At 38.4% G+C, this 24,261-nt stretch carries 20 protein-coding genes and 1 pseudogene; 2 read left to right on the top strand and 19 right to left on the bottom strand.

Annotated features, from left to right (window positions below; translation table 11 throughout):
- Window positions 1–2: 2 nt before the first annotated feature.
- The 5 genes from CXY28_RS00495 to dnaE all read right to left on the bottom strand — a co-directional run bounded on the left by CXY28_RS00495 (window position 3) and on the right by dnaE (window position 6,319).
- A complete protein-coding gene (locus CXY28_RS00495; RefSeq protein ID WP_000795968.1) occupies window positions 3–530 on the bottom strand; it encodes an LPP20 family lipoprotein in 528 nt (175 codons plus the stop codon).
- A gap of 23 nt (window positions 531–553) precedes the next feature.
- Window positions 554–1,186 carry a penicillin-binding protein activator LpoB gene (lpoB, locus tag CXY28_RS00490; protein WP_000925196.1) on the bottom strand — a complete coding sequence of 211 codons (633 nt, stop codon included), beginning with the start codon at window positions 1,184–1,186 and terminating at the stop codon, window positions 554–556.
- Between the two features lie 357 nt (window positions 1,187–1,543).
- Window positions 1,544–1,858, bottom strand: coding sequence for a thioredoxin family protein (locus tag CXY28_RS00485; RefSeq protein WP_015643582.1), 315 nt, complete (start codon window positions 1,856–1,858; stop codon window positions 1,544–1,546).
- A gap of 55 nt (window positions 1,859–1,913) precedes the next feature.
- The gene (locus tag CXY28_RS00480; protein ID WP_100979135.1) at window positions 1,914–2,702 is read right to left on the bottom strand and encodes a pseudouridine synthase; all 789 of its coding nucleotides are present in this window, start codon (window positions 2,700–2,702) and stop codon (window positions 1,914–1,916) included.
- Window positions 2,684–6,319: a DNA polymerase III subunit alpha gene (gene dnaE, locus CXY28_RS00475; protein WP_100979134.1), complete on the bottom strand. Its 3,636-nt coding sequence runs from the start codon at window positions 6,317–6,319 to the stop codon at window positions 2,684–2,686. The genes CXY28_RS00480 and dnaE overlap by 19 nt, the downstream gene beginning before the upstream one ends.
- Window positions 6,320–6,467: 148 nt before the next feature.
- On the opposite strand from dnaE, the gene CXY28_RS00470 reads away from it, so the two are divergent.
- Window positions 6,468–7,520, top strand: coding sequence for a cytochrome-c peroxidase (locus CXY28_RS00470; protein WP_100979133.1), 1,053 nt, complete (start codon window positions 6,468–6,470; stop codon window positions 7,518–7,520).
- A gap of 98 nt (window positions 7,521–7,618) precedes the next feature.
- Here CXY28_RS00470 and CXY28_RS00465 read toward each other — a convergent pair whose 3' ends face one another.
- From CXY28_RS00465 to CXY28_RS00425, 9 genes are all read right to left on the bottom strand, one after another.
- A complete protein-coding gene (locus tag CXY28_RS00465; RefSeq protein ID WP_100979132.1) occupies window positions 7,619–8,881 on the bottom strand; it encodes an HNH endonuclease signature motif containing protein in 1,263 nt (420 codons plus the stop codon).
- 2 nt (window positions 8,882–8,883) lie between these two features.
- Window positions 8,884–9,837: a DNA cytosine methyltransferase gene (locus CXY28_RS00460; protein WP_100979131.1), complete on the bottom strand. Its 954-nt coding sequence runs from the start codon at window positions 9,835–9,837 to the stop codon at window positions 8,884–8,886.
- Window positions 9,837–10,943, bottom strand: coding sequence for a DNA cytosine methyltransferase (locus CXY28_RS00455; protein WP_100979130.1), 1,107 nt, complete (start codon window positions 10,941–10,943; stop codon window positions 9,837–9,839). The genes CXY28_RS00460 and CXY28_RS00455 overlap by 1 nt, the downstream gene beginning before the upstream one ends.
- On the bottom strand, window positions 10,943–11,254 hold the full coding sequence (locus CXY28_RS00450; RefSeq protein WP_100979129.1) for a helix-turn-helix domain-containing protein: 312 nt from the start codon (window positions 11,252–11,254) through the stop codon (window positions 10,943–10,945). Before CXY28_RS00450 ends, CXY28_RS00455 begins: the two co-directional genes overlap by 1 nt.
- 246 nt (window positions 11,255–11,500) lie before the next feature.
- The gene (locus CXY28_RS00445) at window positions 11,501–12,088 is read right to left on the bottom strand and encodes an META domain-containing protein (RefSeq protein ID WP_198542573.1); all 588 of its coding nucleotides are present in this window, start codon (window positions 12,086–12,088) and stop codon (window positions 11,501–11,503) included.
- Between the two features lie 17 nt (window positions 12,089–12,105).
- Window positions 12,106–12,783 carry a hypothetical protein gene (locus tag CXY28_RS00440; protein ID WP_100979128.1) on the bottom strand — a complete coding sequence of 226 codons (678 nt, stop codon included), beginning with the start codon at window positions 12,781–12,783 and terminating at the stop codon, window positions 12,106–12,108.
- 2 nt (window positions 12,784–12,785) lie between these two features.
- Window positions 12,786–13,601, bottom strand: coding sequence for an MlaD family protein (locus CXY28_RS00435; RefSeq protein ID WP_100979127.1), 816 nt, complete (start codon window positions 13,599–13,601; stop codon window positions 12,786–12,788).
- Window positions 13,586–14,371, bottom strand: coding sequence for an ABC transporter ATP-binding protein (locus tag CXY28_RS00430; protein ID WP_000994585.1), 786 nt, complete (start codon window positions 14,369–14,371; stop codon window positions 13,586–13,588). Before CXY28_RS00430 ends, CXY28_RS00435 begins: the two co-directional genes overlap by 16 nt.
- A complete protein-coding gene (locus CXY28_RS00425) occupies window positions 14,371–15,504 on the bottom strand; it encodes an ABC transporter permease (protein WP_050826517.1) in 1,134 nt (377 codons plus the stop codon). Before CXY28_RS00425 ends, CXY28_RS00430 begins: the two co-directional genes overlap by 1 nt.
- 133 nt (window positions 15,505–15,637) lie before the next feature.
- Here CXY28_RS00425 and CXY28_RS00420 point away from each other — a divergent pair, with 133 nt between their 5' ends.
- On the top strand, window positions 15,638–16,333 hold the full coding sequence (locus CXY28_RS00420) for an outer membrane protein (protein ID WP_050826518.1): 696 nt from the start codon (window positions 15,638–15,640) through the stop codon (window positions 16,331–16,333).
- A 4-nt stretch (window positions 16,334–16,337) separates the two neighbouring features.
- Here CXY28_RS00420 and ilvE read toward each other — a convergent pair whose 3' ends face one another.
- From ilvE to CXY28_RS00390, 5 genes and pseudogenes are all read right to left on the bottom strand, one after another.
- Window positions 16,338–17,360, bottom strand: a complete 1,023-nt coding sequence (gene ilvE, locus CXY28_RS00415; RefSeq protein WP_100979126.1) for a branched-chain-amino-acid transaminase — start codon at window positions 17,358–17,360, stop codon at window positions 16,338–16,340.
- 50 nt (window positions 17,361–17,410) lie between these two features.
- Window positions 17,411–18,157: an outer membrane protein gene (locus CXY28_RS00410; RefSeq protein ID WP_100979125.1), complete on the bottom strand. Its 747-nt coding sequence runs from the start codon at window positions 18,155–18,157 to the stop codon at window positions 17,411–17,413.
- Window positions 18,158–18,271: 114 nt separating this feature from the next.
- Window positions 18,272–20,953 carry a DNA polymerase I gene (gene polA / locus CXY28_RS00405; protein ID WP_100979124.1) on the bottom strand — a complete coding sequence of 894 codons (2,682 nt, stop codon included), beginning with the start codon at window positions 20,951–20,953 and terminating at the stop codon, window positions 18,272–18,274.
- 65 nt (window positions 20,954–21,018) lie between these two features.
- A pseudogene (locus tag CXY28_RS08720) lies at window positions 21,019–22,223 on the bottom strand (restriction endonuclease subunit S).
- A complete protein-coding gene (locus tag CXY28_RS00390; RefSeq protein ID WP_100979121.1) occupies window positions 22,220–24,259 on the bottom strand; it encodes an HsdM family class I SAM-dependent methyltransferase in 2,040 nt (679 codons plus the stop codon). The pseudogene CXY28_RS08720 and the gene CXY28_RS00390 overlap by 4 nt, the downstream one beginning before the upstream one ends.
- Window positions 24,260–24,261: the final 2 nt, after the last annotated feature.

Genomic DNA, 24,261 nt, shown 5'->3' with positions numbered 1-24,261 from the left:
CCCTACTTTTTAACCATGCCCAACTCTTCGCGCACTTTATCCACAATTTGCTTATCCAAGCCCACTAAAACAAAAACCCTATCTTTACCAACATAGCGGGCAAGCATTTTAGAAGCGATCAATTCCTTATCCACTAATTGAGAAATTTTTTCAGTATCAGTGCCGCTGATGGACCTTTTACCAGAAGCGTCTACCGTTCTGGTTTTTTCATTTTCCAAATCTTTTTGTAAAGTGGATTTTAAATTCGCCGCTAAATTAGCCCTAGCCTTCGCTGTAGCCTGGTTAGTAGAATAATCCACATCATTATTAGTGATCAAATCTTCAGCCCTTCCTAAAAAGACCCCTGAATATTTTTCATACTTCGCCACTTTTTCTAAATCCCCTACTACCCAATCAGGAGCGCCTTTAGTCGCTTCTTTGTAAGCCTTATTGCTTTTACTGATGCCTGATTTTGGGGCATGGCTACAACCTACAATCACCATCGCTGCTATCACACTCATTCCTAAAATTTTTTTAACTTGATTTTTCATCGTTCATCCTTTCAAATATAAATTTAAAACATACGCTTATTGCTAGCGTTCTTCACAATAGGCTTAACATCGCTCCATACCTCTTCACCCGTTTTCCTGTTGGTAAGGCTTAGGGTGAAGTCATAGTCTAAACGCTGCCTAGAACTACTAATAGAGGCTGCGATACTAGATACTTTACCACTTAAAGATAAATCAGCGGCTCTTAAAGTGCCTTTTTCTACAGTGGTGTCTTGATTATACTCTTCGCTCTCTCGTTCTTTTTCGCGCTGTTTCACCATTCTGCTATCCGCTGCAATACCACTCCCTCCGCTCGCCCTTGTGATATTGAACCTCCCATTAGATCGCAACCGCAACTGCCGCGCGATTTCAGTCGTCAAAAGATTCATATCCAAATTGGGTTGCGTGGTGTCGTTAATAACATCTGAAACTTCAATCAAATGCTTGCCCTTGAGTTGCTCAAAATTAGGGTCGCTAAACATGGAATCTAACATCGCATTAGCGGTTAGTAATAAATCCGTGCTATTAATACTTGCAGTCGTATTTTTGGTGGCATCATTCACATTTTGATAAGTTGCCATTTCGCTTGAGCAACCCACCCACAACAAAGTGCTCAAAATCACCGAGCTTATAATTTTTAATTTTGTTTTCAATAACATAATGATAGAAACTCCCTATTCAAAATTTAAAACAGATACATCTGTTTCTAATTTTAAACTTCTAATCTAAACACACAGTGTTTTTGCGGATTTTAGCATTTTATGCGTCTTTTTTTTCACATTTTACAAGTTTTAGCCCTACAAATTTCACACTGCAAGCATTAATACCACAAATTCGCTCATTTTTAGCTTAATTAAAGAAACTTTTTTAACAAACATGCTGATTTAAAAACGATAAAAACGATTTTTTGAGATAAAGAAATAATATAAAAGCTATTTGAAGTTAGCCCCCTATTAAAAAAGGGGCTAAAAAAGATTTTTACAGGCTCTTATTTTAACAAGGCTTTTTAACGCCCTTTATAAGAGCGTTTTAATCGCGTCTTCAATCGGTTTTTGAGAGCTAGGTTCTACAAGCCTTTCACCCACTTCTTTGGCGTTTTTGTAAAAAATCAAAGTAGGGATCTTGCGAATACCTAAGCTCTCTTTTAAATCCTGGCTTTCATCAAAAGAAACCTTAAAAAATTCCACCTTGCCTTTGTAAGTTTTGGCTAAATTTTCCATGATCGGCTCAATCTTTCTGCAATCCGGACACCAATTCGCCCCCACATTAACCACTACCGCTTGATGAGCGATTTTCTCTGCATAATTCTTCCCGTTAATCACTTCTGACATGATAATCCTTAATTTTTATTTCCCCCAGCCGCCGAAGTATAGCATATTTCAAGCGCTAATCCCCTTTAGTATTAGCCCTATTAGCCATAAACGCATGCAGTTCGTTGTATTCTTGGCGGTTTAAAAACCGCATTTTCCCTACCGGCAAGGCATTCAAATTCACAAAACCATAACGAACGCGCCTTAAATCCAACACCCCAGCGTTAAAAAACGCAAAAAAACGCCTTAGTTCTCTGTTTTTCCCCTCATTGATAATAACTCTCAGTTTAGAGTATTTGGCATGGTTTTTGATGATTTCATAACCAACAAAGGGGGCAAATTCCATGCTTTTAATGGGGGTTTTTTGGTGCGCTCCCTTAGTGGCGTTTTCTAATTTCAAGCCCTCTTGCATGGCGTTTTCCATCTCTCTTGTAACAAAGCCTTGAATTTTAACAAGATATTCTTTTTCTAAATTCGCATGCATTAAAGCGCTCACCACCGCCTTACTATCGCTTAAGAGTAGCACCCCCTCGCTCGCAAAATCCAAACGCCCCACCGGCGCAAAATGGGCGTATTTTTTCTCCAAGCTTTCATAAATCACGCGCCGTTTTAAGGGATCGGCTTTACTCACTAATTCGCCCTTTGGCTTGTGATAAACCAGCACGCTGAATTTTTTGTTTTTTAAGGGCTTGATGAGTCGTTTGTCCAAAAACACCTTGTCGTTTTCTTTAACCACGCTAGCGAGTTTGGCATGCTCATAGTTGATTTTCACCCGCCCTTCTAAAACCAATTTTTCAGCTTCTCTTCTGGAGTGCTTGGTGTAATGGGCTAAAAACTGGTTGATCCTCAAGCTAAATCCCTCCACTCTAACCCTTTAAAATCGTCCTTAATCTTTTCATTTACCATTAAATCGCTTTGGATTTTGAATTGCTTATCCTTATCTTTGATGATCAAATACAAAGGGCGTTTACCCTGGTGTTTTAGAGCGCTCTCTTTGATTTGTCTTAAAAACTCTTTTTTCACATCGTTTTCTAACACGATCGCTAAAGAGCAAGAACTAGAGGCAAGCATTTCAAAGGGGGGGATTTCACGCACATCTTCTTTTTGCTTTTCAGGGTCTTTATAGCGGGCTTTAGGGATTTTAACCTCTCTAGCGCTCTCTAAATCCAAGATTTCAAAAAGCCTTAATCGCGCCACTTCTTCTTGCTCTTCAATCTTGCATTTAAACACTAAAGGCTTATTAATATCCAACTCTTCTAAGGCGTTTAATTGCTTTTCAAAAAGCATGAGTTCAAACTTGCCGTATCGATCCAAAATGTCCGCTGTGCCATAAGGCTTACCGCTTCGTTTGCCAATTTTCTTTTTAACTTCCATGATTTTACCCAGCAAATAAGCCTGCGAGCCGATTTCTAACTCTTCAATATCAATGCTTTTGACTAAATTTTTAAAGCCCTTAATTTCTTCTTTAAACTCGTCTAAGGGATTGCCTGAAACATGGATCCCCAAAGTTTCATACTCGCATTCTAAAAGCGTTTTAGCGTCATGTTCGCCCAAATCAAGCATGTCCAAAATAACCTGCTCTTTTATCCCGCCTTCCATGGCTCCAAAAAGGGAGTTACCCCCTTGCATCATTTCATTAGCCTTGTCTTTAGCGCGCCCAGCATCACAGATCAAATCCAAGTTAGCGAGCATGGTTTTTCGGGTGTAGCCTAAATTGTCCAAACTCCCTGATTTCACTAATGGCTCTAAAGATTTTTTAGTGAGTTTAGAAAAATCCACTCGTGAAATAAAATCTTCTAAACTCTTATAATCCCCTTTAGCCCTTTCTTCAATGATGTTTTTAATCGGCTCACCCCCAACCCCTTTGATCGCTCCCAAGCCAAACACGATTTTCTTTTCCAACTCGCCCTTTTGATTTTTAAACTCCGCTACGCTGAAATCTTGCATAGAAGAATTAATGTGCGGAGGCATCACTTCAATTTCTAAAGCCCTGACCTCATCAATATAGCGCGCTACGGATTCGATCTTATTGGATTCGCTAGTGAGCATCGCTGCCATGAACTCATGCTTGTAATAAGTCTTTAAATACGCCGTTTGGAAAGTGATCATCGCATAAGCGGCTGAATGCGATTTGTTGAAACCATAGCCGGCAAATTTAACGATCAAATCCCACAAATTAGCTGCTTTTTGGCCATCATGCCCTAAATTTTTAGCGCCTTCTACAAACTTAGCCTTATTGTCCGCCATGATTTGAGCGTCTTTTTTCCCCATAGCGCGGCGGATCAGATCCGCTTCACCCAAACTAAAACCGCCAATCGTTTGCACGATTTGCATCACTTGCTCTTGATAGACGATCGTGCCGTAAGTGGGCTTTAAAATCGGCTCTAATTCTTTAAACGCATAAGCGATAGGCTCAATGCCATGCTTTCTATTGACAAAATCATCTACCATTCCTGATTCCATAGGTCCCGGTCTCCCTAGCGCGATAATGGCGATAATGTCTTCAAAGCTTGAAGGCTTTAAGCGTTTGTTAAGCCCTTGAAACATCCCGGATTCAATCTGGAAGATCCCCACCGTATCCCCGCTTTGGATCGTTTTATACACTTTTGGATCGTCCATATCCAACGATAAAAAATCCACGCTAATTTTATGCTGCGTTTTAATGATTTTAAGCGCATCATCAATCACGGTCAAGGTTTTAAGCCCCAAGAAGTCAAACTTAATCAAATCCACCGGCTCTAAATACTTCATGGAATATTGCGTAACGATACCGCCGGTTTTTTCAGAGGCAAATAAAGGGGTTTTGTGCCACAACTCTTTTTGGCTATCCACCACTAAGGCTGCGGCATGCACGCCTGCGTTGCGATTCAAATTCTCTAAATTGAGCGAATATTCCCATACTTGTTTGGCTACTTCATTGCTTTCTACTAACTCCTTGATTTTAGGCTCTAATTCCCACGCCCCCTCTATGAATTCGCCATTTTTTTCATAGCCCTTAAGCGTGATTCCTAAGCGATTAGGGATGAGTTTGGCAAAATCATCAGCCTCCTTATAAGGCATGTCCAACACCCTTGCGACATCTCTGATCACCCCTTTAGCCAACATCTTATTAAAGGTGATGACTTGCGCCACATTGTATTTGCCGTATTTTTCAATCATGTATTCTATGATTTCTTTACGCCGGCGCTGGCAAAAATCCGTATCAATATCAGGCATGCTGATTCTTTCAGGGTTTAAAAACCTTTCAAAGAGCAAATCGTATTTCAAAGGGTCAATATCGGTGATTTTTAAAGCAAAAGCCACCAAACTCCCGGCCGCGCTCCCCCTACCAGGCCCCACAGGAATACCCATTTCTTTAGCGTAACGGATAAAATCCCACACGATCAGCATATACCCTGGGAATTTCATGTTCGTGATGACTTCAATTTCTTTTTCTAGCCGTTCTTTGTATTGTTCATGCTTTTCTTTAGGCACTAAGATTAAGCGCTCTTTCAAGCCCTCTCTAGCCTTATAGGCAAAATAAGAAGTGTCATCTTCAAAATTCAGCCCCTCATTTTGAGCGTAAGCTTTAGTGAATTTGAAGCTTGGGGGGGTTGGGGGGTTCTTTTTATCGTCTTTTAAATCAATCTCTAAAACGCATTTATCAGCGATTTCTTGGGTGTTTTCTAAAGCTTCTGGAATATCTGCAAAGAGCTTTGCCATTTCTTCGGGGGACTTGATGTAAAACTCATGCACGGAGTGTTTCAAGCGCCCCTTATCATTTAGGGTTTTACCCATCGCTACGCACATCGCCACTTCTTGAGCCTTAGCGTCATTAGGCATGGTGTAGTGGGTGTCGTTGGTGGCGATGATTTTTAACCCCGTTTCTAAAGACATTTTAATGACTTGCTCATCAATGAATCGCTGATCTAAAATGCCATGGCGCATGATTTCTAAATAAAAATCGTCTTCAAAAATCTCTTGGTATTCGCAAGCGATTCTTTTAGCTTCATCATAGCCTTTAGCCCCATACTTGCGGTTTCTCTCATTATTAGTATTTAAATGGTAATTGACTTCCCCTTGCAAGCACGCGCTAGAAGCGATGATGCCTTTAGAATGCTCTTTTAGAAGCTTTTTATTGATGCGTGGGAAATAATAAAACCCTTCTAAATACGCCATAGAGCTTAAGAACATCAAATTTTCATAGCCCTCTTGGTTTTTAGCGAATAAGCACAAATGGAAGCGCTGCTTGGTTTCTTTGCTAGAAAGGTTGTCGTCATTATGGATATACGCTTCCATGCCGATGATAGGCTTAATGCCTTCTTTTTTCATGCTCGTATAAAAATCAATCGCTCCAAACATGTTCCCATGATCAGTTACGCTCACGCTTTTCATGCCCAATTCTTTAATGCGTTTGGCCAGGATTTTAATCTTATTCGCCCCGTCTAAAAGCGAATATTCCGTGTGCAAGTGCAAATGCGTGAAGGCTTTATTTTCTTTCATTGTATAACCCCTATTTGGATTTAACGCCATTATACCTACCGCTCTTTAAAAAACTCTTTATTAGATCATTTAATGGTGAATTATTTTAAAATGGTGGTTATAATAAGAAAGTTTTTTCTTATTTTTAATACTATTTTAGGAGTTCATCATGAAAAAATCCATTTTATTGGGCGTTTGCCTGGCTTTTTCTTGCGTTTATGCTTTAAGCGATATGGATTTGATTAAAAAAGCGAGGGAAAGCCAGTTAGAACCCATGCCTATGGGCAAAGTGCTCAAAGAATACCAAATCAAAAAAACCAGAGATGTGGGTATTGGCGCTAAAAACAGCGAAATCATGACCTCCGCTCAAGTGGAATTAGGCAAAATGCTCTATTTTGACCCTAGGATTTCCACTTCCTATCTCGTGTCTTGCAACACATGCCATAATCTGGGCTTAGGCGGGGTGGATTTAGTCCCAAGTGCGGTAGGTTCTCAATGGAAGAAAAACCCCCACCTTTTAAGCTCCCCAACGGTGTATAACTCTGTGTTTAACGATGTGCAGTTTTGGGATGGTAGGGTTACGCATTTAAACGAACAAGCGCAAGGGCCGATCCAGTCTTCTTTTGAAATGGGGGCTGATCCCAAAGTGGTGGTAGAAAAAATCAATTCCATGCCAGGCTATGTCAAGCTCTTTAGAAAAGCCTATGGCTCTAAAGTCAAAATTGATTTTAAATTGATCGCTGATAGTATCGCTATGTTTGAAGCCACTCTTATTACCCCAAGCCGCTACGATGATTTTTTAAGAGGCAATCCTAAAGCGCTCAGTAAAGCCGAAAAAGAAGGGCTGGATTTATTCATTTCTAAAGGCTGTGTGGCTTGCCATAACGGCATCAATCTTGGGGGAACGATGCAGCCTTTTGGGGTGGTCAAACCTTATAAATTCGCTAATGTGGGCGATTTCAAAGGCGATAAAAACGGGCTTGTGAAAGTGCCTACTTTAAGGAATATCACCGAAACGATGCCTTATTTCCATAATGGGCAATTCTGGGATGTTAAGGATGCGATTAAAGAAATGGGCTCTATCCAGTTAGGCATTGAAATCAGCGATGAGGAAGCGAAAAAAATTGAAACCTTCTTTGGAGCTTTAAAGGGTAAAAAACCTAAAATAATCTACCCAGAACTCCCTGTAATGACAGACAAAACCCCTAAACCCTCTTTTTGATTTAAAAAAGTCCTTTTAAGGGGCTTGATTATAAAAAGCTAGGGTCAAAATAATTTAAGTCCTAAAAAAGAGCCTTAAGTTGTCTTGATTTATTATAATCAGCTTTTCTTGGTCCTTCTCTCTTGTTCTTTTTCCTCAAAAATTTTTCTATGATACGCTAAATATTGCATTCTTCTATCATTTAATATATCTTTAAAAATTCCATTATTTAGATTAAGTTGCGATTTGAGTTTGTGGTTATTTTCCAATAAATAAGAGAATTTTAATTGCTTGTTTTCATCAATAGTGATAAAATGTTTATCAAATAAAGCGTCTGCATTAGCGATTAGCAATAAGCCATTATCAAGATCGTATTTTTCTTCTTCATCACAATCGCTATAGCCTTTAATATGTGATGCTCTGAATAAAGTTTTCATATCATCAAAATCAGCTTCAATATAAGTTAACGGGCAAAAAACAGACCTGTCTATCGTGGTGTAATTCATCATCTCGAACGCCAACGCTTCTCGCCATTTGTTTTGGTGTTGTCGCTGTATCTTTTCTTCTTGAAATGGAGTGGAGTTTTTAGCAACTAGATTATTTTCTCTTTTGAGTTTTTGCTCTTGATAGATTTGCCATTTAGAATTAGTTACCCCCAAAAGGCTAAAAAATAAAGGATTTCTAAAAGGCATAATAAATAAATTCTTTTGCGTTTGAGTTTTTTCTATCAAAAGATACAATAAATCATTCTTAAATAGGTTGTGTCGTAATTTGTTAAATTCTACATCTTGATTCATACCTATGCCATGCACAGCTTGATGGAGTTCTATAGGTGTAAAATCTTGATTATTAAGGATCTGATACGACATGGTATTGGCATTAAATTGTTTAGGATTAAAATTTTTATGGAGTTTTTCAAAGATTTTTAAAATGTCTTCAAAATGGAAGTTTTCTAAAACATCATTGACTAAAAACACTTTAGCATAGTCATTGATTTTAAGGTGGTCTCCTCCTGCAACTTTGCGTTTTTTAACGCTATCTCTAGGAACTGGCATATCCAAATCTTTCCAAAATCTTATGGACATGCCAATATTAGATTGTTTAGCAACTTCAAACTTTCTATTTTCTCGTTGCTCTATCTCTCGCATTTCTTTTGCGCTTAAATAATAGAGCAAATTTTTATCCAAACTTTCATCATTTTTCATTTTGGCAAAGTTGGGCAAATCTGAATGGCTTAACATTTTATAGTAAAGAATATACTCACTGCTTTTATGTTTATCCATATAATCATATAAAGATTGAGACTTATCAATAATGATTTCTTGAATTTCCTCAAAATTTTCCACTCTGTAGATATTTTTCTTTTGCTTAGAATTACCCATTTTTAACCCTTTTTTAAAAACAATTCACAATGTTTTTTAATCGCTTTAGCTAGAGCAAAACTCACATTCACACTGACTGCATTGCCAAATTGCTTATAGCTTTGAGTGTCAGAGACAACTTGTTTGAAATTGCCAGGAAATCCTTGTAATTTTCTAGCTTCATTAGGGGTTAGACGCCTAATAGTAGAGTAATTATTGTCTTTATAGCGTTCCCAATTTTTTAAATCCGTGTAGTAGTTATCTTGACTTGCTCTGTGGCATTTATGCATAGTAGCTGTGAGAGTTTTTGCAATAGGAGTGTCTATACTAGGCTCTACAATATAGCCTTTTGTCCCTCTACCCAAAATAGTTTTAATCATTCTTTGAGAGATGAAATATTTTAATTCCACTTGTTTGTCCAATAAATCTAGAGCGCTTATTTTACAAGAAATTTTTGCAGGAAAAATAAATTCTAAGTTTGTAAAACTATTTTTTCTTAATGCGACAATGAATACACGATTGCGCTGTTGGGGGATACCAAAGTCTAGGGTATTTAAAATATCGTAATTAATTTGATAGTCAAGCTCATTCAATTCAAAAAGGATGCGTTTAAAACTCTCCCCCTTATTGTGATTGATTAAGTTTTTAACATTTTCTAAAACAACAATTTTGGGTCTATATTTTTTAATAATTTCACAAATAGTGAAAAATAAAGTCCCCCTCCTGTCTTCAAAACCTTGCAAAGAACCCAAAGTGGAAAAAGGCTGACAAGGAAAACCGCCTATTAAAATATCATGCCCACAAATATGGTCTTTTTCAATTTCAATATCGCCTAAGACAATATTTTGTCCTATATTAGCTTTATAGGTCTCTACTGCATACTTATCAAAATCATTTGCCCATACAATTTCAAAGCTATTTTGTATAAAACCTAAATCAAGCCCTCCAATACCACTAAACAAGCTTGCAACTTTCATCAAATAACCTTAATGATTTCTTTAATTAAGGCGATTAAGACATCTACCACAATAGAATTGCCTGCTTGTTTGTATCCTTGAGCTTTAGAAACAACAATTTTATAATCATCATCAAAACCCATAAGTCTATGAGCTTCTCGCACACTTAAAGAACGCACTCTATCATTAGTAGTAACATAATTATTTACACTTGAGCGATGGTGGTTTCCCATAGTAGAGAGCAAAGCTCTTGCGATAGGCAAATCAATTTTAGCATCAGCATGATAGAAGTTTTTTGTGCCTGCACTCAAGCAATATTTAAGAAGCTTCTCGCTTAAAAAATACTTTTCATCCACTAATTCCCCACCCAAAAAGGACTTGGTATCTAAAATAGCGTTTTTGCTCAATAAATTCCCCTCTTTAATATTGTCTTGCAGTAAATCTTGCATAGTAATAGTGAGTTCTTTAGGAATAGGGAATGTAAAATTAGCGCATTTTTCTTGTTCTTTAAAGCCCACTAAAAACAAACGCCTACGCCCTTGTGGAATACCATAATTTCTCGCATCTAAAATTCCATACTTATAATGATAATCCAAACTCTCAAAAGCTTTTTGGATTATTTCAAAAGTTTTTCCTTTATCATGCCTTAGCATTCCATAGACATTTTCAAAAATGAAAACCTTGGGTTTGATTTCATTTAGCACTCTAATATAATCATAAAATAAAGTGCCTCTAGTGTCTTCTAATCCTAGTTTATTCCCAATACTTGAAAAGCTCTGACATGGGCTACCGCCCACTAAAATATCCACTTTATCTGTGAAGTCTGTGCCATCAAGCAATTTAATATCTTGAAAGAAACAATCATTTTGAATAGTATAGTTAGCTAAATAAGATTGTTTAACGAAATTAGTTTTTCTGCTATGTTGTTTATAGAGATTATTTGTGTAATTGTTCTTTTCTTTTATATTAGAAAGACTTTTGATTTTATTTAATTCTGCTTCATAATCTAATTTTAAATCAATATTCCCATTATCACAAGCAAATAAAATTTCATGTTCTAAATCTAAACGTTTTAAAGCCCATTCAAACGCTCCTATACCACTAAATACACTAGCTACTTTTAGCATTAAACTAGCACAAACCTATTTGTTTCATTTAATCTCAATTGAAACCCTAGAAAGCTTAAAACCAAAAAGAATATTTTAGTGCAAGGATTTTTCTTAATTTTAAATTCCTTATAAATACAACTTCTATTCAAAGTCGTTTCTTTAGCAAAATTATCAAAGCCTTTAGATTTGACTAATTGATATAAAGCAGTGCAAAATTCATCTGTTTTTTCTTTTTGAATCAATTCATTGAGATATAACAATACTTCTTCTTTAGCAGTCAAATAATAAGCCATTTTAGTGTCTAATTGTTTTAATTTGACAGGTTTCAAGTTTTCTCTTATTTTACTCTTTTATGGTACACACAACCTTTTACTGCTGATTGGGGGTAACTTTGAGTGAATAAACCTTGTTGCATAAAATCCCTTGATGAAAAAGTGAGAAAATTATAGCGTAAAGTTTATGCTTAAATTGTTGATTGTAAAAATGTTAAAAGCATTTTTTAGATTTTGCAACTAACACTTCATTAGAGTATAAAACTTCCATGCCATGAGATCTTTTGAAGCACAAAAACCCATTCAAGGCGTTTTCAAATAAATTTTCATTTTTTGGTTGTCTAAAATGAGCGTGTCCTTGCCCTTAGTTACCGCAAAATTACCCTTAAAATTCTCCATAAATTCCAATTCAAACGCCATTAAATGCTCATCTTTACACACTTTTCTTGAAATCCCACTATCTTCAATCCCAACGTGCCTATCGCCCTGCCATACATAGCTGGCAAAATACCGGTTGCAATAGCCTTTCCCATAAATACGATTTTCTTTTTGATCAAACACAAACTCTCCCATAGAGTTTTTGGGCTTTGGCTTCTTTTTAAAAAGCTCATACCAGTGTTTCCTTTTTTCTTTTTGCTCTTGCTCTTTGGCTTCAATCGCTGCTTTATCTTCAGGCAAAGCGGTATTTAGAGAGGAGTCTTGCTCTTCTTCATGCTCTCTAAAAGCGCTATCAGCGAGCATGGTTTCAATGTCATACACTTGATGGTTCATTTCCACTTTTTGGATATGCCAATCGTTGCTAGAAAGTTTTTTATCAAACATTTTTAAAAAAAAACACCCCGAAAAGACACAAGCCGTTAAAACGCTTGCTCCAGCCAATCGTAAATTCAAACAATTCTCCTTATTTTTTATTTTTTTAACGGGCTTACGCTTTGCGCTTCAATGGCTTTTTTAGTCAAAGAAACCGCTTCTTGCATCGCTTGCGTGCTGACATGTTGGAGGGATTGTATCGCGCTTTCTTGAAAATCTTGATTGCCATTTTTACTCGTTTTGGTCGTTTTATTTTCCAAGCTAGAAATATTTTCATGCTTAATGATCACTCCAGAATGCGAATCGCCTTTCACGCTAATGTCATAGCCTAGCGCGAATTCCGCCCTGTAGGTAGAATTTTCTTTTTCTAAAAGAGAAAACGATAAAATCGTAAAACGAACCGCATAAGTGGGTGCGCCCGCGCCATAAGGAGGCAAAGCCACGCCTAAGCATGCTTTTTGCGCTTCTTGCATGAACATGGTTTTTAACATGTTGCGAGGCAAGTCTATCCATTTTTGGTGCTTCCCATGCGTGATCTGCCCGTCTTGCGCTTTAAAAACGATCTCTTTAGTGTTGAATAAATCCGCGCTCAAAATGCTAATGAGTCTCACTTCAGTCAAAGGTTTAGGGCATTGCGTGATTTCAAAAGAACCCGCATTCAAATCATAAGTTCTGATCTCTGGCAGCATTTGTTTTAAATTGATGCTCAAGCAACCCTGAAGCAATAGGGCTAATGCTGATGAGAGTGAAAAGATTTTTATCGCCGTAGCTCTCATGATTATTTCCTTTCTCCAAAAATCGTTTTATAGGGGTTAGCGTCAAATTTGTCTATCAAAGCAGAGCCTTTTTCCACAAAATTATCAATGTTTCTTAAGCTCAACTGCGCTTGCATGATTAAGGGAGTGAACATCGCTTTAAAGTCGTATTGCCCCTGTTTGACGCGTTTATCCACATCTAAAGCCACATTATTGACATTAGAGACAAGGTTGTTAGCGTTATTAATCAAAGAATCAAATTGAGTCTTTCTTGAATCCAAATTAGCGATGAGATCATCCACTGAAGCGAGAATGTGCTTGAATTTTTCCATGTTTTCATCGTCTAAAATCCTATTCACATTCCTAATCGCTTTCATCACTTCTTGCACCACTTGATTAGCATCACCGCTCAAGCGATCCATAAGCCCTTCTTTAAAGATTAAAATCCGCTCCCCCTTATCGCCACTACCATAAAATTCTTCATTGTGGCTTTGCTCTAAGGCTAAAAATTTTAACCCCATAAACCCTCTAGAAGAAACCGCCACTTTGGAGTCTTTGCGGATCTTAACGCTGGATTTGATCATCAAATCCAAACGGACCACCCCCACTTTATCCTTTGCAAAACCCACCTTAATGACATTACCCACTTGAATCCCCTTGTAATTAATGGGCGAGTTGGTCGCAATGCCTCCCAAGTCTTTGTCCGTATAGACCACGTATTCATAATATTTTCCGTCATCTAAGCCCAAATGGCCTAGCCATAAAATAAAGCCTACCATGCACACTAAGCATAAAAAGAAGAGCCCGCCGATTAAAGTGTAATTCACATGCCTTTCCAAAATTTCTCTCCTCGTGTTGAATTGAATAAATTGCCTTCATCTAGCCCTTGAGTTTGAGCTTTTTTAATAAAATCTTTTAAATCCCCATTAAATTCTAATAGCCCGTCTTTGAGCATGATGAATCGATCCACGCAATCATGCACGGAGTCTAAATCATGCGTGATCATCACCACCGTAAGCTGCAAGCTCTCTTTGAGTGTCATAATCAGTTCATCAAATTTGCCCGCGCTATAAGGATCTAGCCCGCTTGTTGGCTCATCTAAAAATAAGATTTCCGGGTTAGTCGCCATAGCCCTAGCTATACCCACGCGCTTTTTCATCCCCCCACTCAATTCATAGGGGTAAAGGTGGTAAGCCCTAGGGGGCAAACCCACTTTTTCAATCCACATTTTAGAAATTTCTTCAACAATTTTTTTAGAATAAGCGCCGTATTGCTCTAGCATCACGCCCACATTTTCTAAAACCGTTAAAGAGCTATAGAGCGCGCCAAACTGGAAGCAAATCCCACAGCGGTTAAAAATCTTTTGCTGCTCTCTTTCTTTGAGTTTCCATATATCTTCCCCAAAAAGCAACACTTCCCCTTTTGTAGGGCGATTGAGCAAGATCATGCACCTTAAAAGCGTGCTTTTACCGCTCCCTGACCCCCCTAAAATCGCCATCACTTCGCCTTTATGCACGCTAAAACTCACGCCCCTATGAATAATGGTGCTTCCAAAAGCGCTATGGAGATCCTTCACTTCAATTAAGACTTGATTGTTAGTAGCGTTCATTATATGTTCAACTTAGAAAAGAGAATAGAAAAAATAGCGTCTAAGAAGATGATCCAAAACAAAGCGTTCACGACGCTAATAGTGGTCAAGCGCCCAATGCTCTCGGTATCCCCCTTGACTTCAAACCCGCGCATGCACCCCACCATCGCAATCGCAAACCCCCAAAAAGGGGCTTTGACAATCCCTACCAAAAAATGGTTCCAACCCACTGTGTCATGGAATCTATCAATATAGCTTGGAAAGCCTAAATCCAATTGGTATTTAATCGCAAACATGCCCCCAAGAATGGCGAACGCATCAGCGATAAACACCAATAAAGGCAACACAATCACTAAGGCTAACACCCTAGGTAACACTAAAAATTCAAAAGGGTTAAAGCCCATGGTTTTCATCGCGTCTAATTCTTCAGTGATCTTCATCACCCCAATTTGTGCGGTAAAACTGCTCGCGCTCCTCCCGGCCACCACAAGGGTCAAAATAAAAGGGCCGATTTCTCTTAAAGCGAGTTTAGCCGTCATTTCCACCGACATTAAAGGCGCGCCCAAGTCTTGTAATTGTAAAACCCCTTGTAAAGCAACGGCAAACCCCACGATAAACACCGTTAAAATACTCACTGGCAAAACCTTAAACCCGGATTCATTGATATGATAGAGCAAAGGAGTGATGCAAAAGCGTTTGGGGTTGAAAACGCTTTTAATGAAGTAAAATAAAATCATGCCGCAAAAATTGAATGCGTTTAAAAAGGTGTTATAAGTCTCTACGATACTCTTACCCAATTTAGTGATCATGAGTTCGTATTTTTTGCCCGCTTTTTTAGATTCTAAATCCTCTTCTTTTTCAAGCCAGTCTTTAACCACTTTCAAAGCGCATGCGTTATTCTCGCTCACATTACACAATTCAATGTTTAAAGAACGCTCCCTGACTAAATCAAATAAAAACATGCCAAAAACAAAATCCATTTTTTGGCACCCTGAAAAATCCATTTTTAAAGGCCCTTGATGATCTAATAATTTTTTTTTCAACTCATCTAAACGAAACACGCTCGTTTTAAAATCCCAATCCCCTCTTAAAATCAGCACAGAGTTCGCCCCATCTTTACGCATCTCTAAAAATTTTTGTTTCTCTGTCTTCATTAAAATATATTCTCTCTTAGATTAGGTAAAATCTATTAACAAAATTTTGTTTGTTAAAGCGATTATTTTAACACAATGATAAACCAAAAAGTTAAACAGCATTCCGTTTAATAAAGGATTAATTATTTTTAAAATGTTTAAAAAAATCATTTTTTTTGGCGTTTTTTTAATGGGGGAATTTGTTATTCCGCCCCTTGAAGCCATGCCTATCTTGCATAATAAAACCCCTAAAAAAAATTACCAAGAAGCCCATGAAAAGCTCTATAGAAGCATCATTAACCGCCAAAAGCTCACTCGCCACAAAAGCGGGTGGTATTTTTTAGGAGGGTTTGGCGCTGTAGAAGCCATTAAAGACTATCAAGGCAAGGAAATGAAAGATTGGATCGCCACGCTCAATTTAAAAACCGGCGTGCAAAGTTTTTTTAAAAAATATATTGGGATCAGGGGGGTTTTTGCATGGGATCTTGGGTCAGGAAAAGCGAATTACCAAAGCCATAAAGATCCTACCAACTCTTTTTTTACCATGCTTGCGGTGGGTTTGGATGTGATTATGGAATTTCCTTTAGGGAGTTATAAGCATTATTTAGGGGCGTTTGGAGGAGCTAGGGGGGCTTTAGTCGTTTATACGGACAAGCAAAATTTCAAGTTTTTTAAACATTCTGTGGTTTCAGGGGGATTAGCGATTAATGGGGGGGTTATGCTCACGCTTTTTTTAAGACACCGCATTGAATTAGGGTTTAAGATCTTGCCTACCGCCAGATTGCTTTCTAGCTCTAGTCGCTTTGAAACTTCGCCCTTATTTTATGCGGCATACAGCTATAAATTTTAACCTTTTAGCCAACTTCAAAAATCCAATCTTTGGGGGCTTCTTGTTCGCCTTGCTGGATGGATAAAAGCAAATCATAGAGTTGTTTAGTAATATGGCCCGGCGCTTCAAAAAAATAAGACTTGTTATTGTGCGTGATTTCTTTAATGGGCGTAATGATTGCGGCCGTCCCGCACGCTCCGGCTTCTTTAAACGCACCCAACTCATCCATTAAGATTTCTCTCTCTTCTACTTTGAGATTCAAATATTCTTTAGCCAAAACCATCAAGCTTTTTCTGGTAACGCTTGGCAGAATGCTTGGCGAATGTGGGGTGATAAAGGCGTTATCATGCGTGATGCCAAAAAAATTCGCCGCCCCCACTTCTTCAATTTTAGTGTGCGTGATAGGATCTAAATAAATACAATCATCATAGCCTTGTTCTGTGGCTATTTTATGGGCTAACAGGCTTGCAGCATAATTCCCTCCCACTTTCACCCCACCGGTGCCTTTAGGCGCGGCTCTATCAAAAATCGTAGTGATAAACCTAGCCCCCCCTTTTTCTATGCCCCCCTTAAAATACGCCCCCACCGGTGCGCAAAACACGATAAAAAGGTATTCACTGGCCGGCTTTACCCCCAAATTATCCCCCACACCTATGACAAAAGGGCGCAAATACAAACTCGCCCCGCTTTTGTAAGGAGCGAGCCATTTTTGATTCGCTTTGACAACTTCAGCGCATGCCCTTAAAAACAGCTCTTCGCTCACTTTGGGCATGAGCAGTCTTTCGCATGAAGTTTGCAAGCGTTTGGCGTTTTCTAAAGGGCGAAAGAGTAAAGCCTTCCCCTTTTGAGATCGGTAAGCCTTCAAGCCTTCAAAACAAGCCTGCCCATAGTGTAAGACCGGCGAGCCTTCGCTGATTTGTAACACATTTTCGCTCACCAATTCGCCTTGCGACCAAGAGCCGTTTTTATAAGTAGCGATGAAGCGAAAATCCGTTTTAATGTAGCTAAAGCCTAAATTTTTCCAGTCTAAATTTTCCAAATTCGCCATTTCACACCTTTAAATGGATAGTTTTAGGTGTGATTGTATCTAAAAAGGGGTTAAAAATCCCTCAAGTAACTGATCTGAAACGCATAAACTCTGCGCACATCAGCCTGTAAGGTGTATCCCTTTTCGTTGGTGATGGAGAAAAGCCGGTGCGTGATTGTAGGCACTTTAATCCCTAATTCCAAACTATTGTGTTTAGCGATATGGGTGCGGATCCCAAATTTCCATAAAAACTGGAAATTCGCCGGGCTGTAACTGGAATTGCTGTGGTGTTTTGCATAATTAGCGATCTCTTTACTGATGCTCGTTGCCCAACTATCCCCGGCTAATTGGATCCCCACCACAAAACCAAAAACCATGTTTTCTTTATTCACAAAATTCCACAGCGTATCCAACCCCACGCCATAAGTGAATAAATTGATATAGTATTGCCCTTGATAGGAATCCCTTTCGGTTAAAGTCGTCCCTCCAAAACTAAAACTATTGTAAATAAACCCGCTCTCGCCCACCGGGATACCCTTTTTCATCACACCAAAGCGGTTGTGCGCGTAGTCAAAAAACCCATAATAACGCGCACCAAACCATTTTTTCTTGCCAAAAAATTGCTTATAGCCCACTTCAAAACCCGCTCCTGCATAAGGCGGGAACTTTATCAAAGGCTTTTGCAAGCCGTTGTCATTCACCATTTTAGTCTGATTTTGTATCATGCTCACCTGGTAATTGACTCCCACAAAAGCCGCGCTCTCTTCAGCGCTCGCTAAAACACCCAAAGCCCCTAATAATATAATTCTTTTCAACATTCAGTCTTTTCCCTTTATTTTTTGATAATCGCTCTATATTATATTAGCTTAAAATGGCTAAGTATTACTTATAAAGAAATAATAATATATTTTTTCTTAAACTCAATTAAAAAACTAACCTTTTAGTTCATTCCAACGATTCGCCACAAACGCGCTCGTTTCTAACGGCACCCTCAAAGGATAAACCTCATCATTAAGAATGCGTTGGATTTCTTGCTGCAACTCTGGGGCGTTTTTTTCTTCAATCTCAAAAATCAATTCGTCATGCACTTGCAAAAGCAGCCTCACTGAAGGGTTATTTTTGAAACGCTCGCTCACTTTGAGCATGCCCAATTTCAATAAATCGCTGGCACTCCCTTGAAAAATCGCATTCACGCCCTCTCGCAAGTAATTGCCCTTGACATAGTCATTTGCGCCGGTAAAATCAAACACCCGATAACGCCCGAGCAAGGTAAAGGCTTTAGAAGTTTTTAAAATCTCTTCTTTCATGCGGTTTAAATAATCTTTGATGCTAGGGAATCGTTTGAAATACGCTTCTATATAGCTTTTAGCCTCATTTAAAGAGATGTTTAAAGTTTCGCTCAATTTCTTGCTCCCCATGCCATACACCAGCCCAAAATTAATGCTTTTAGCGATGGATCGTTTTTCTTTGGCCAATTCTCCACCAAACAACGCCTTAGAAGTTTCTAAATGGATGTCTCGCCCCTTTAAAAACGCCTCCATTAAATCCTTATCCTGGCTGAAATGGGCTAATAAGCGCAATTCAATCTGCGAATAATCCACCCCTAGCAAGCAATATTCTTTAGAGCTGGCAATAAAGCCCTTACGAATGAGTAAGCCTTTAGGCGATCGCACCGGGATATTTTGCAAATTAGGCGAATGCGAGCTTAAACGCCAGGTAGCTGTGCCGGTTTGAATGAAAGTGGTATGGATTTTATCGTCTTTGTCTTTTAGGCGCAATAAGGGGGTGGTGTAAGTGTTAAAAAGCTTATTCAATTCTCTGTATTCTAAAATCAAAGGGATGCTTGGGTGCTTGTCTAGGATTTTTAACAAGCTTTTTTCATCGGTAGAATGGCTTTTGTTTTTAGGAAGCCCTAATTTTTCATACAAAATCTCGCTGAGTTGTTTGGGCGAGTTGAGGTTAAAATCCACGCCGATTAGATCTAAAATTTGGCGCTCTAAAACTTTTAATTCATCTTTAAACTCCTGCTCTAAGCGTTTGAAATAAGGCGCATCAATCTTAAAGCCTTGAAATTCCATGTCCATTAAGACTTTCATGAACGGCGTTTCAATTCCACTAGCTAAAGTGAGCAAACCCTCTTCTAACCCCCCTTTTTCAAAATATGCGCACAAACGCTTTAAAGCGTTTAATTCCCTATCCAATTGTTCTAATTTTTCCGCCTTACTTTTTGTCTTAAAATCTTTGATTGTTTCATGCAAAATTAATTCTTCTTTTAAATATTCCTGTAAAGCTTCATCAAGCCCCACTTTTTCCGGATTCTTTAAAAACGCTAAAATTTGAGTGTCCTGGATGCGGATGTTTTCTAAAGGCACCTGGTATTTGGCTTTTAAAAAGCTTAATAAGGGTTTTAAATCATGCCCAACGATTTGCGCATGCTGTAACATTTGAGAAAAAGCGTTTTGCAAAAACTCTAAAGAAAAGGGCGAAAATAACGCCTCTTCTAAAGGCAAAAAATAGCCTTGATCTTGTAATAAAAACGCTAGGGCCAGAACTTTTTTTTCTTTATCTAGCACCAAACGCGCAAAAATCCTTGCGTTAGAGTTTTTTAGTTTTTCTAAAAACGCGCTCAAAGGCGCGGTGTTTTCCAAAACGATTATGCGCGATTTTTTAGGGGCGTTGTCTAATGCGGAGGTGTTGTCTAATGCGGGCGTGTTTTCTAAAATTAAAGGCGTAGGGGAATTTTCTAAATCCCTTAAAGTGGAAATAAAACCATATTCTTTCAATTCATCTTTAATTTTCAATAAAGGGTTTTCGCTAGGAAAAGCGCAACTTAAAAAATCAAATTCTTTAATGCATCCTCTTTCTAAAGTGGCTAATTCTTTGCTTAAAAACGCACTTGCTTTGTCGTGTATCAGGGCTTGATACATTTTAGGGCTGAGTAAATTTTTCGCCAAGTCTAAATTTTCATAGATTTTTTCCAAACTCCCTAATCGCTGTAACAATTCCTTAGCGTTCTTGCTCCCAATGCCTTTAACCCCCTTGTAATTATCGCTGCTATCCCCCACAATGCCCTGATAATCCGTGAATTGACTCGGCAAAATCCCGTATTTTTCCACGCAATCTTTCGCCAAAAACTCCGTTTTGCCATCAAAAAGCGCGATTTTATCGCTCAAAAGCTGGTTAAAATCCTTATCTTTAGAATAAATGCGGGTTTTATAAGGGCTTAGCGTGGCTAGAGTGGCGATCACATCATCGGCTTCAAACCCGCTTATTTCCACGCAAGTAAAACCCATTTTTTGCAACCATTCTAAGGCGATAGGGATTTGTAAAAGCATCTCTTTAGGGGCGTCTTTACGATTTTGTTTGTATTCGCCTAATTTTTCAGCTCTTTTAGTTTTAGTCTGGCTTTCTAGAGCGAACACGATAAAAGGCATGTTTTTTCTGTCTTTATAAAATTTTTTAACCATGCCCACAAGCCCCGTTAAAAGCCCTGTAGGAAAGCCCTTATCGTTGGTTAAAGGCTTATTTTTAGCGCTCATGTAATAGCTTCTAAACAAATACGCAAAGGTATCAATTAACGCTAAAGTCCCCTCTCTAATGACTGGCTGCTCCATGGTTCAACCCTCTTCAATCAAGCAAATTTTAAATTTATTGTAACACAAGCTTGACCTCATCTCTTTCAAAATAACGAGTCTTTTTGAATGGGTGTTTCTTGGCTGATGATTTCTTTTGTAGCCTGGATTTTAGCGTCGCAGTATTCAGCCACGCCTTGAATGGTTTGTTTCATTAGGGCGTTTATAAAGGTGTGCATGAAATGAAAATCTATTTTGCCATGTTGGTTGGTGGGGAGAATAATTGACATTCCACTAGCAATTTTACGATTGAATTTATTGCCATAATTAAAACGCCCACAAGCTACTTTTTTAAAAGCAACAACGATATAGAGTAAAGTTTTTTCATTCCAAAACTCATGGTATTTTAAAGGGTATAGCCCTTGCACATGCGAATACCCTATAAAAGATCTTTTTTGATAAAAAATACCCTCTGAAGTCGTGGTATCGCTATAAGTGATCTGATTGCCCTTTTCGGTGGGTTCTAAAGAAGAATAACCGCTTATCCCATTATTCAAACTAGAATTAGTAACGACTGGATTTTTTGCGTTACTATCAAACAAGTGAGAGTTTGTAAGTTTATAGGCTTTTGTGGGGCGTATTTCAAACAAATCCCCTAATCTGAAGCTTTGCCACATTAAGCCGCATGGGGTATTACCCCCCCCCCCCCAGAATTATTGAAAACATTAAGGGCGTTTTCTTCACCGCTAGAAAGGGTGGTGTTTTCTAGCCCTGCAGCTTTTAAATAAGCCTCAAGTTCGGCGAGCCGACACTGCTCAAGTTCGGCTATGAATTTTTCCATGAAATCAAAATCAATGTCCTCAAGGGTTTGAGCGTTAGCGGTGGGTTTTAGGGGTAGAATAACTTTATCGTTTTTAATTTTTGCCCATGAACACATGTTTTCATAGCCGAATTTTTTAGGGTAACCAAAAAATAGCGTGGATAAAAACAAGCCGATTTTATGGTTGATTTCAAATTTAGGTTTGAGAGAAAATACCCTAGCATGTGTTACCATTTTATAAGGAAAACTGCGATAAAACGCGCAACCAAACATGTCAATAGTAATAGTATGGCTTTCAAAAACTTTTGCTTTTATATCGCTTTGCCCTAAAACGCCATTATTGCTAAGCCCTGCAGTGATGACAAATTCGCCCTTATGATTGATGTGGCGTTTTTGAATGTCAAAATCGCCGTTATTCGCTTCAAACAAATCCCCTAATTTAAACTCGCCCCACTTAATAGCGTTGAGTTGGCTGCTAAGGGGGCCAATCACTTTGGGGGCGTTTGGTTTTTTAAAATCAAGCCCACTTCATAAGAAAGGTAATCGGCTATCGTTCTTTTAAAATCCTCTAATTCGGGTTTAGTCTCATTCTTTTGGTGCGCTTCAAAATTAAAGTCTTTAGCATGCTTGTTTTCGCACGGCTTAGCGATAAAATCTTCAATATAGATTGTTTCTAAATCGCCCCACAGCTCTTTAGAAACTTTAGCGTTTAAGCCGGCTTTGTAAATTTTAATGATTTCTTCGTAGCGTTTGGTGGGGTTAGAGGTTTCATTCAAGCCTCTTTTGGTGCGTTTGAAGCCGTCGTTTCTAAAGTCTATGAATTTAACGGGCTTTTCATAATCGTGCGGCTCATGGGCTTTAAAAATATAAACGCTTGTTTGCACCCCGGCTTGAGGCATGAATAAATCGGTAGGCATTTTAACGCTCGCTAGAAGCGTGTGTTTTTTTAAAATTTCAACATTGGATTTTAAAGCTTGCCCGCTCCCTGCGCTATCTTGGATAATGATCGCTCCTAAAGCGCCTTTTTGCATATACTCTAACCCGAACTTGATAAAAGGCATGCCGTTTTCTTCGTAGCTAAAAGGAGGGTTTAATAAAAGGACATTGGGTTTAAAATCTTCATAAATCTTTTTATTGGTTTCAAAAGTGTTGCCTTTGATGATCAAGCTTGAACCATCGCCTCTTAAAATCATGTTAGTGGTGGCTAGCGAAAACATTTCAGCGTTAAGCTCCACGCCTAAAAGCTGCGTGGTTTTCATGCTTTTGATTTTTTCGTTCGCTTTAGTGGTGTTTTTACCATAGGTTTTTTCAATGTCTTCAATCATTAGCACCATAGAAGAAATTAAAAATCCCGCGCTCCCTGCGGCCAAATCCATTACAAAGGATTTCGCGTTAACCCCTAAAAGTTCGCTCATCATTTTAGTTACATAAGGCGGGGTTAAAACAATGCCCAATTCCTTACCATCCCCTAAAGCGTATTTTAAAAATTCGCTATAAAGTTCGCCCATGATGTCTAAATGACCGGTATTGTCGCTTTCATTAATGGGCTTATGGACAAATTCATAAAGAAAGGTAAAAATTTGCTTAGTGATGCTTGAATCTTTTTCTAAAAGCATGCTTATGGATTTATGAAGGCTCGTTTCTTTATCGCGCTGCGGGTCTTTTCTGATTTCTTTAAAACTCTCAAGCATGAGATCCCGTTTTTCTTCGCTCAAGTTTTTGGTTTTCAAAAATTCGCTGATTTGGTTAAACACTAAAACGCCATCACGGCTAGTATCAGTCGATTCGCCTTTTAAATCGCTTGGTTTTAAGCCCCCTTTTTTGCCCTTAATTTCTTGCATGGATAAAAGCATGCCGCTCACGTATAGCACGCGCTGAGGCGCGGTGATGTTGTGGCTATGCATCAGGCGGTTGAGTTTTTTAGCGGTTTCGTTTAGATCGGCTTTGGTTTTGATTAAGATGGAATGCTTTTCTTCTTCAGTGAGCGTGCATTCTTTATAAAAAGCGTTAAACGATTCTTGATTTTCTAAAAAATGCAGGGTTTTAGCATTAGTGAGTTTGTGCGAATTGATCCCGCTTGCAAAAACATAATACACTTCTATAAAAAGGTTTTCTTCATCATCGCCGGCTATGCCTATGGCGATACATTCTTTATATTTTTCTTTGTTTCTTAGGATATTTTGAGCGTAGTGTAAAGCCCCATTCACGGCGAATTTTGAAATGGAATGATCATCGTTTTGCAACGCGCTGTTTTTGAGCTTTTTTAAATTTTTAGCGTAGAGTTTGTTTTCTATGATTACAGGGATAACGCTTCCTTTATTTTTTGGGTGCGTGTATTTTTCTAAGCTGAAATCTGGCTCGCCATAAGAAGTTTTATCTTTAGTTTTACTCGCATTCAAAAGGGCGTTTTTAAGGCTAGAACTCATTTGGCTTTTAACATTAAAATCTTTATTTTTCATAAGCCCTAAATTGGTCAATTCTTTTTTGACATAGTCATCAACATCATCTTCTAACCGAAAAGCTTGCATGG

It is taken from the genome of Helicobacter pylori (genome assembly GCF_002832345.1).
Taxonomy (GTDB): Bacteria; Campylobacterota; Campylobacteria; order Campylobacterales; family Helicobacteraceae; genus Helicobacter; species Helicobacter pylori_CP.
Note: the sequence above shows the minus strand (reverse complement) of the source record. Positions and strands in the feature narration are given on the sequence as shown.